We start from the raw sequence: 9,374 nt of genomic DNA on the forward strand, positions 1-9,374 counted from the left end.
GGAATGGTAAACGTATCAGTGAAGAGTGTCGAGCTTTCAAACGGAGAAACGCTTTTTTACCGGGAAAGGGAAGGCGGAGAAATTAAAGTATTATTAGTCCATGGTAATATGACATCATCCAAGCACTGGGAACTCGTTCTTGAAAACATGGATGAAAAATATAAATTGTATGCAATTGATTTACGGGGATTCGGCCTGTCTACCTATAACAACCTAATTATGTCAATTAAGGATTTTGCAGATGATGTCAAACTGTTTGTAGACGCGATTGGTTTGAACGACTTTGCTCTTGTAGGCTGGTCAACCGGAGGTGCAGTGGGGATGCAATTCGCCGCTGATTATCCTGGTTATTGCAATAAATTGATTTTATTAGCATCTGAATCTACTAGGGGTTATCCGTTTGACGGAAAATTGAACGATGCTGATGAGCCGCGCCGATTTACCTTACATGAAGAGATAAAGCGAGATCTGGTTCGTACCATTCCTGTGCAAGCCGCTTATGATACCAATGATGTCGCTTTACTGAAATTAATTTGGAACGCAGTCATTTACACTCACAACCAGCCGGAACCTGATCTTTATGATGAGTATGTTCAGGACATGCGGACGCAGCGCAATCTGGCTGAAGTCCATCACTGCAACAATACCTTTAATATCAGCCATTTTCATAATGGACTTGTTCCTGGAAATGGCAAGGTCGAAGACATTCATGTTCCTGTTCTGGTCTTATATGGTGAAAGGGATATGGTCATTGCCAGAGAAATGACGAACGAGCTTTTAGCGGATTTGGGAGATAAGGCAACCTATGTTGAATTGAAAAACTGTGGACACTCCCCATTAGTTGATGATCTGCCGCAATTGTTGGAGGCAATGACGAAGTTTTTGGAGAGGGAAGTGCAGGTATAATAAGTTAGTGAAAACGGCCTTTGAGGGGGTCGTTTTTTTTGACGCTTCGAATTATTGTCTACATTGTGAACTTTGTAGATATGTTCCTTAAATTTGTAGATAAATTTTTAAAATTGTAGATATCCTAATTAATTTCGTAGATATCTTTAAAGAATTGTAGATATAATCCGAAAAGTGTTGATAACCCTTTCCTATAATCTAGACTCCCCTTCTGTTGTAACTCCGCTGTAACCACTCCCAGCTAAAATAGCACCATCTAGTAGTGAAGGAGCGAGTTTTGGTGAGGTGGGAACTGGATTGGTTGGAAAATAGAGCGAGATTATCGCCAAATAAAGCTGCCATAATCGATGATAAGACAAAAGAGACTTGGACTTACGAAGAATTGAACGCACGGGCGAGCAATACTGCGGCAAACCTGCAAAACATGGGCGTAAAAAAAGGCGATCGGGTTGCTCTCTTGGCCCCAAACCATATATGCTATTTTGATTTATTATTTGCCTGCGGAAAAATTGGCGCCATTTTTGTACCGCTGAACTGGAGGCTTTCGGTTCATGAAATAAACGAAATATTGCAGGACTGCACACCGATTCTGATCGGGGTACATGAACAATTTATTCAATTATATGATCAGCTTCCTGAGGAAAAACCACACGCTTTTATGGTCGGACGCTCTAATTATTCTGAAATTAATTTTCTCCAAAAAGTAGAGGGAATTTCTGAAACCGACCCATTAGCGATGATATACACAGGCGGTACAACCGGGAAGCCGAAGGGTGTTGTGTTAAGTCATCGATCCATCCTCTGGAATGGGATAAATTCCATTTTAAGTTGGGGGCTGACGGATCAAGATGTCACAGTCAATTATATGCCCATGTTTCATACAGGCGGCCTGAATGCATTAAGCATTCCCATCCTTATGATGGGCGGGACCGTTGTCATTGGGGACCATTTTGATGCGGCGGAAGCAGTAGAATCCATCAATCGTTACCACTGCACAATCATTCTCCTAGTGCCAACGATGTATCATATGTTAATCCAATCGGAAGAATTTAAAAGCAGCCATTTTCCTTCTATGAAAATCTTCTTATCTGGGGCGGCGCCATGTCCTTTGCAAATTTATGAGGCGTTTCAAACAAAGGGCCTGGCCTTTAAAGAGGGGTATGGGTTGACAGAAGCAGGGCCGAATAATTTTTATATAAGTCCGCAGGAAGCGCAGATAAAGCGAGGCTCAGTCGGCAAACCCATGATGTTTAATTCAATCATCCTTGAAAAAACAGATGGCAGGGAAGCAGCAGCAAACGAAGTAGGCGAACTATTAATCAGGGGCAAGCATGCTTTTTCGTTCTATTGGAATAATGAACAAGCGACGAACGAAACAATGACGGAGGGCTGGATCCGAACCGGGGATTTAGCCAAAAGAGATGAACAGGGCTATTATTATATTGTCGGCCGGAAGAAGGATATGATCATCACTGGCGGCGAGAATATTTATCCATTGGAAATTGAGCATTGGCTTGCGGAACACCCAGCTATCGAAGAGGCTGCAGTAATCGGCCTGCCTGAAGAAAAATGGGGCGAAGTGGTAGCGGCTTTTATAGTTTTTAAGGAATGGAGCATAACTGATGACGAACTAAAAACATATTGTGAAGCCAAACTAGGCCGTTATAAAATTCCTAAAAAATTTATTCAAGTAAATGAACTGCCGAAAACCCATGTGGGAAAAATCGATAAAAAGAAATTAAAGGAAATGGCTATCAAAATATAAAGGAGAACTCCGTGCCAAGCACGGTTACGAAGTATTTGATACTAAAACCGAGGACTGCATCAAAGTAATCCTTAAACCTTAATTCACTAAAGAATCGGGATGGGGAACTGCCGGACGTTACACTTTACAGCAGCGGGGGCATGACCCCCGTCAAAGTTTTTTTAGAGCAATTCAGCGGCTTTTTCAATAAATAGTTTGGCTAGGATGGATTGGGTTTTATGGATGTTATAGGTGAGATAAAAGTATCTTTCCTCATCAAATCCAGGAATTTCATACATTTTAAGTCTGTTTTGAGAAGCATAATCTCGTGCGGCTATTTCGGAAATAATCGAGATGCCAATGTCTTGTATGACAAACTGTATTAAGCTTTGACTGGAATCTGTATAAGCGATAGTATTCAATTTATCCTTTGATATTTTATGTTTCTTTAGAACCCTTTCAAGAATGGCATTTGTGCCCGAATCAGTGTTCCTCATGATAAATGGAAACTTCAAAATCTCTTGAATTTTAACCGGTTCTGTTATATTTCGTTCATTCGCTGAAATCAGAACAAGCTTTTCCTTTAATAACGGAATATAGTGAAGTTTATCGCTTTCATACTTTTCTCCTAAGACCCCAACTTCGACGGATCCGTTTAGTACTTTTTCCACGACATTTTTTGAGGAGGACTGGCTAATATGAAACATGGCATTTTCGTAATCTTCTCTAAACCTCTTGACCATTTTCGGAAGAAGGAACTGCCCCGGCACCGAGCTTGCGGCAACCCGAATCATGCCTCGAAGTTCAGTCATTCCTTGTTTTAAATCCATTAAAGCCTGGTCTTTTAAGAGCAATAGTTTAAGCGCCCACTGATAAAGCCGCTCTCCATGGGGAGTTAGAATACTTTCACGGCCAACGCGATCAAACAGCTGCACATTCAATGTTTTTTCCAAAGCCTGAATATGGGAACTGACAGTAGATTGACTTAGAAAAATATCTTCAGCGGCCTTCGAAAAGCTTTTATGTTCAACCACCTTTGTAAACACATATAACTGGTGTAAATCCAACGAGAGTTCCTCCTATGTTTCATTCGTAAAAATCGATAATTGGTACCCGAATTAATAGATAGTTTAAATATATCATTGATATTTATGAATCCAATATTTCAAAAAGCTAATTTTTTATTAGATATTTGAAAGAGTTCTTAATATTGTCACTTTATCCTTATGATACGAATTAGTATCATGGAGATAAAGGTTTATTTAAAGGAGGACCCCCTTAATGGAAAAGGCGATTCAAGAGTATTCTTTAAAGGATTTAATGGCAAGAATTGAGGAAATCTTTAATGAAAATCCAGGTCCAATCCAAGGCTTTAACGCAGTTGTTCAATACGATGTGTATGACCAGATACCGTCAACCTATCAGCATTATTTTCAAGAGGGTACATTAACAATTAAAGAAGGAGTCCAAGTTACTCCTAACGTGACGATGTCTTTAAACTATGATACCTTCAAAAAATTTGTTTTGTGTAAAATGAGCGGTACGATGGCCCTGCTGACAGGAAAAGTGAAGGTAAAGGGTGACGTAAGCACTGGTTTGAAAATAGAAAGCATTCTCAAAAAATATAATCTTAAAGAACCTTTATAAGAAATACCAGGCTGCCTGAGATATCTCAGCAGCCTTTTGCTTTTGTCCTGGTAAATTCAATTTTTCGCAAATGAATAATTGAAATTATTGTGGAAAACAATCATTATTAGTGGAAGGTAATACAGAAAGTAGGCGATTTTTTGTCAGAATTTTTATCATTAGGGATTTCAACCACAGTAGTGGATAAATTACGCGGGTGTGGGATCGCAACCCCAACACCGATTCAATACCGGGCGATTCCGATTATTATGAAGGACAAGGATACTATTGCCCAAGCCCAAACAGGTACTGGCAAGACGCTTGCCTTCATCCTGCCCATCCTTGAAAAATTAAATCGAAATGACGGCCATATTCAAGCCCTTATTGTGACGCCAACGAGGGAATTGGCTTTGCAAATTACGGATGAAATTGAAAAATTGATTCATGATTTCGATGATATTAATGTTCTAGCTGTTTATGGCGGGCAAGATGTTGACAAACAATTAAAGAAATTGAAGAACCATCCACAGATTGTTGTAGGAACTCCGGGCAGACTTCTCGATCATATTCGAAGGGAAACAATCCAATTAGCGAATGTATCTTATCTTGTTCTGGATGAAGCAGATCAAATGCTTCATATTGGGTTTCTCAGCGAGGTTGAGGAGATCATTAAAGAAACGCCCGCAAGCAGGCAGACCATGCTTTTTTCAGCTACGATTCCTCCTGAGGTTAAAAAGCTTGCAAATAAATACATGCGGACCCCGGAATATATTCAAGTCGAAAAAGTTCAAGGCCCCGCTGACAATGTGAAACAGATTGCCATTCATACGATTGACCGTGCGAAGCAGGCAACTCTTATTCAATTAATTGAAACGCATCGGCCATTTTTAGCAGTGATTTTTTGCCGGACAAAACGCAGAGTTACCAAGCTTTATGAAATTCTAAAAAGCCATGGATTTCCCTGTGATGAGTTGCATGGTGATTTGTCACAAGCAAAACGAGAGCAGGTCATGAAACGGTTTCGGGATGCGGAAATACAATTGCTAATTGCCACCGATGTAGCAGCAAGAGGACTTGATGTAGAAGGTGTAACCCATGTGTTTAATTACGATATTCCTCAGGATCCCGAGAGTTATATTCATAGAATCGGCAGGACCGGAAGGGCAGGGACGAAAGGACTAGCTATCACCCTTTATTCTACTAAGGACCGACCGACTCTTGATTTAATTGAAAAAGAGCTAAATATTAGAATAAATAAACAAAACCTAGGGAATGCGAATAAGGAAAAAGAAACTCAGCTGGACACTTCTGCAAAAAAACGTCAAGCTGGACAGCAAATGAAAACTGTCCGTCAAAAGAAAAATGGTGAAAGAAAACATCAGAAGAAGAATTTCACAGGAAAAAAACCCCATTAATGAAGTGAACCCCTTAAGTGGACTTAACAATCCAGCTTAGGGGGTTTTTTTAACCTTTATATTTTATTTTCCTAAACCAATCCCTGTATTGGATTTAACGAGCACTTCTTCATATTTTTTAACATCAGCCTTTTGGCTAGAGAAGAAGGTTCCAAGGTAACCTGCTAAGAAACCAAGCGGAATCGAAACAATTCCTGGAGTAGTATATGGAAAAATAGGATTTCCTACAAAAATAGCTTTACCAACTTCCGGACTGAATACATTCGGACTGATCAGCACTAAGCCGATAGCAGAAATTAGACCGACTACCATCGCCCATACCGCACCGCTTGTATTAAAACGTTTCCAGTAGATGGTATAAATAATGACTGGTAAATTTGCGCTTGCAGCAACCGCAAATGCAAGTGAAACAAGGAAGGCAACGTTCAGCGTTTGTGCGCCTAATGCAAGAATAATAGATACGACAGAAACCCCAATGGCTGCATAACGGGCCATCAATACCTGCTGCTTTTCGGTTGCTTTTCCTTTTTTCAAAATCTCATTGTAGAAGTCATGGGCAAACGCAGAAGCGGCTGTCAGCACAAGGCCCGCCACAACAGCGAGAATGGTTGCAAACGCCACCGCAGAAATAAAGGCAAACAACATGTTACCGCCAATTGCTTGAGCTAATAAAGGCGCTGCCATATTTCCGGCGGGGTTGGCAGCAATAATTTTTTCATTGCCGACAAATGCTGCAGCACCGAAACCAAGGAAAATGGTCATAACGTAAAATAGTCCAATAACCCAAGTAGCATAAACAACAGACGAGCGTGCCGTCTTGGCATCCTTTACGGTAAAGAAGCGGACAAGAATGTGCGGAAGCCCTGCCGTCCCAAGAACAAGTCCCATATTTAGAGATAATGTATCCAAACCGTCTTTGTACTTTACACCTGGATTTAGGAAGGATTCCTTTAAAGGAGTTGCCGTTTTCATTTGAGCAAACATATCGGTAATACTAAAATTAAACTTGGCAAAAACAATCATAGAAATAATGAAGGTGCCCCCCATTAACAGGATCGCTTTAATGATTTGCACCCAGCTTGTTGCATGCATTCCCCCAAAAATAACGTATACCGTCATTAACACCCCGACGATTAAGACAGAGGTTGTATACTCCAATCCTAATAATAATTTAATAAGTGCACCAGCACCGACAAGCTGAGCAATCATATAAAAAATTGAGATCGTCATTGTATTCATGGCAGCGAATCCGCGGATTTTTTTGGCATCAAAACGAGCCGCTATCATATCGGCAAAAGTGTATTTGCCAAGGTTTCTCAACGGTTCCGCTACCAAATAGAGAACGACAAGGTAAGCCACTAGAAACCCAATGCTATAGAAAAATCCATCAAAGCCGGTCAGGGCTACAGCACCGGCAATCCCTAGGAAAGATGCTGCAGACATATAATCACCTGCGATGGCAAGTCCATTTTGCCAGCCGGTAAGACCACCGCCAGCCGTATAAAATTCACTGGCATTTTTGGTTTTCTTGGAAGCGAAATATGTGATGACTAGCGTTACGAGAACAATGGCAAGAAACATAAGGAATGCAGGGGTATTCATTAGCTATTCCCCCTTTCTTGAATGACCTGGGACGATAACTCATCAAACCTTGCCGCTTTCTTAGAATAAAGCATGCACAAACCCCATGTCATAATAAATTGCAGGAAAGCAAATACCCATGCCCAAGTAATATTTCCGATAAATTTTGTATTAAGTATCGTTGAATAAGAGGTTAAGATTGGCAAGGCAAAATAAAAACAGAAAAAGAAAATAGTAAATGGAATAATAAATTTTTTCTTTTCGGAGAGTAATGTCTGAAACGAAGAAGACTGGACGATAGAACTGTAATCGCTTTCAGTTTGAGTGTTTATTTTTTTAGCTTCCAAATAGAAGCTCCCCCTTTCGTATAAACCATTGGATTAGTGAATGTGGAATTTAGATAAAAAAATGATGACAGGTAATGATGCAGGGGCCAAAGGTGTTATAAAACTTCTGATTACAATCGGCTTGAGAATTCCCCCCCTTTCAATAACGGATATTTCTAAAATTTGAAAATATTTTACGGTTTTTATTATAATTTTAAGAGAATCATAGCTGCAAGGGAAAATTTTCTTATTTTGGAATTTTTTTATCAATTTTGGAAAAATAAAAAAACCTTTGCAGTTGCAAAGGTTTTTTTCAGAATAACGATGGAGACTATCGGGATCGAACCGACGACCTCTTGCATGCCATGCAAGCGCTCTCCCAGCTGAGCTAAGCCCCCGATGGATTAGTACAAGAAAAATTATATCTGCATTACGAGCGTATTGCAAGAGGAAATTTAGAGAATCACAAAAAATTATTTTTAACTAATGCTTTCAATTTCCACCTTTTTAACACCTTCTATATCAGAAACAGCCATATATACATCCGTTGTCTTTTCGCGGTAGTCAACAGCAACTAAAATTTGTACCAGATGATCACCGTTATCTAGATCCTTAATCCGTATTCTGCGCAAAATATATTTTTTCTCAAGTAAATAAGATATAGCTTTATCAATCTGATCCTGGTCTCGAATAAATAATTGAAGCATGATTTCTTTTTCCCGTAATTGCTTTGGTCCAAAAATTTTCATAACGGCAGGGATAAATTCTACACTAATTATAAGTAGGGCAACGCCGACGAATGCTTCTAAATAAAATCCTGCGCCTACGGCAATCCCGATACCGGCAGCCCCCCAAATCATGGCAGCTGTAGTTAGCCCGGAAATGCTGTCATTACCTCTTCTTAAAATGACTCCTGCTCCAAGGAAACCAATTCCCGAGACGATTTGTGCTGCCAAACGCAAAGGATCCATGGTAATTCTAACTTCCTTTGAATCGGGGAACATATAAGCCGATTCAATAGATACAATTGTCAGCAAACAACTGACAACTGAAATGACGAGACTTGTTTTTAATCCAACCGGCTTTCTTTTTAATTCCCGTTCAAGGCCAATAATTAGACCGAATACAGCTGAAATTCCTAATTTAATCAGTATATCTAAATCCAAGCTGCTCATAAATTCACGTCCATTTTATATATTCGTCTATTTTTTTTGAAAACTCATTTGTTATTTATACTTTGATTCTTGCATAAAGGACCGCAATATGGAAGAACAAATGCGTACGCTTCATTAATTACATATACAATTATTATTTGTTTTATGTATTTGCAGTTTAGAATCTGTAATATGCCTCTAACCTCCCTTAAGGATGAAATTACAAGGATAAAATTCGTTTTTTGAGGTCAATAATATTTTTTAATGGATATTTAGGTAGAAAAACTAAAATCATTTCAAAAAAAAATTATAAATTATATTGCAAACATTTATTTATCATGGTATATTAATTCTCGTCCTCTTCGAGAGTGGCAAACAACTGAAAAAGAAGTTTAAAAAAGTTGTTGACATCGAGAAGTTGACTGTGATAAATTAAAGGAGTCGCTTTTGAGAGCGATGCTAGAAAATGTGAGTGGACAAACACTCAACCTTATGATAGTTCTTTGAAAACTAAACAAACAAAAACGTCAACAAACAATAATATTCGTTTCATTTGAAACGAAGCCAACGTAACATTTTTGAGCTAATCAACTCAACTTTATTGGAGAGTTTGATCCTGGCT

The 9,374-nt window shown here is 39.2% G+C and carries 8 protein-coding genes and 1 tRNA gene; 4 read left to right on the forward strand and 5 right to left on the reverse strand.

Annotated features, from left to right (window positions below; all coding sequences use genetic code 11):
• The first annotated feature begins 3 nt into the window (after positions 1 to 3).
• The gene (gene phaZ, locus KHA99_RS13445; protein WP_213117941.1) at positions 4 to 906 is read left to right on the forward strand and encodes an intracellular short-chain-length polyhydroxyalkanoate depolymerase; all 903 of its coding nucleotides are present in this window, start codon (positions 4 to 6) and stop codon (positions 904 to 906) included.
• A gap of 280 nt (positions 907 to 1,186) precedes the next feature.
• Complete coding sequence (locus KHA99_RS13450; protein WP_213117942.1) at positions 1,187 to 2,671, forward strand: class I adenylate-forming enzyme family protein; 1,485 nt, start codon at positions 1,187 to 1,189, stop codon at positions 2,669 to 2,671.
• A gap of 161 nt (positions 2,672 to 2,832) precedes the next feature.
• Here the strand turns inward: KHA99_RS13450 and KHA99_RS13455 are convergent, their stop codons facing one another.
• On the reverse strand, positions 2,833 to 3,717 hold the full coding sequence (locus tag KHA99_RS13455; RefSeq protein ID WP_213117943.1) for a selenium metabolism-associated LysR family transcriptional regulator: 885 nt from the start codon (positions 3,715 to 3,717) through the stop codon (positions 2,833 to 2,835).
• Between the two features lie 214 nt (positions 3,718 to 3,931).
• On the opposite strand from KHA99_RS13455, the gene KHA99_RS13460 reads away from it, so the two are divergent.
• The gene (locus KHA99_RS13460; protein ID WP_249366614.1) at positions 3,932 to 4,297 is read left to right on the forward strand and encodes an SCP2 sterol-binding domain-containing protein; all 366 of its coding nucleotides are present in this window, start codon (positions 3,932 to 3,934) and stop codon (positions 4,295 to 4,297) included.
• Positions 4,298 to 4,437: 140 nt separating this feature from the next.
• The gene (locus KHA99_RS13465) at positions 4,438 to 5,691 is read left to right on the forward strand and encodes a DEAD/DEAH box helicase (RefSeq protein WP_213117944.1); all 1,254 of its coding nucleotides are present in this window, start codon (positions 4,438 to 4,440) and stop codon (positions 5,689 to 5,691) included.
• Between the two features lie 63 nt (positions 5,692 to 5,754).
• Here KHA99_RS13465 and KHA99_RS13470 read toward each other — a convergent pair whose 3' ends face one another.
• From KHA99_RS13470 to KHA99_RS13485, 4 genes are all read right to left on the reverse strand, one after another.
• Positions 5,755 to 7,293, reverse strand: coding sequence for a solute symporter family protein (locus KHA99_RS13470; RefSeq protein ID WP_213117945.1), 1,539 nt, complete (start codon positions 7,291 to 7,293; stop codon positions 5,755 to 5,757).
• Complete coding sequence (locus KHA99_RS13475) at positions 7,293 to 7,619, reverse strand: DUF485 domain-containing protein (RefSeq protein ID WP_213117946.1); 327 nt, start codon at positions 7,617 to 7,619, stop codon at positions 7,293 to 7,295. The genes KHA99_RS13470 and KHA99_RS13475 overlap by 1 nt, the downstream gene beginning before the upstream one ends.
• A gap of 304 nt (positions 7,620 to 7,923) precedes the next feature.
• Positions 7,924 to 7,996, reverse strand: a tRNA-Ala gene (locus KHA99_RS13480).
• Positions 7,997 to 8,077: 81 nt separating this feature from the next.
• On the reverse strand, positions 8,078 to 8,773 hold the full coding sequence (locus KHA99_RS13485; protein WP_213117947.1) for an MgtC/SapB family protein: 696 nt from the start codon (positions 8,771 to 8,773) through the stop codon (positions 8,078 to 8,080).
• Between the last annotated feature and the right edge of the window lie 601 nt (positions 8,774 to 9,374).

Origin of the sequence: Neobacillus rhizophilus (assembly GCF_018343535.1) — a bacterium.
GTDB classification, from domain to species: domain Bacteria; phylum Bacillota; class Bacilli; order Bacillales; family Cytobacillaceae; genus Neobacillus; species Neobacillus rhizophilus.

Excerpts from the sequence above, each read along its gene's own strand:
- KHA99_RS13470 (WP_213117945.1), bottom strand. The coding sequence starts at position 7,293 with ATGAATACCCCTGCATTCCTTATGTTTCTTGCCATTGTTCTCGTAACG.
- KHA99_RS13485 (WP_213117947.1), bottom strand. The coding sequence starts at position 8,773 with ATGAGCAGCTTGGATTTAGATATACTGATTAAATTAGGAATTTCAGCT.
- KHA99_RS13460 (WP_249366614.1), top strand. The coding sequence starts at position 3,932 with ATGGAAAAGGCGATTCAAGAGTATTCTTTAAAGGATTTAATGGCAAGA.
- phaZ (WP_213117941.1), top strand. The coding sequence starts at position 4 with ATGGTAAACGTATCAGTGAAGAGTGTCGAGCTTTCAAACGGAGAAACG.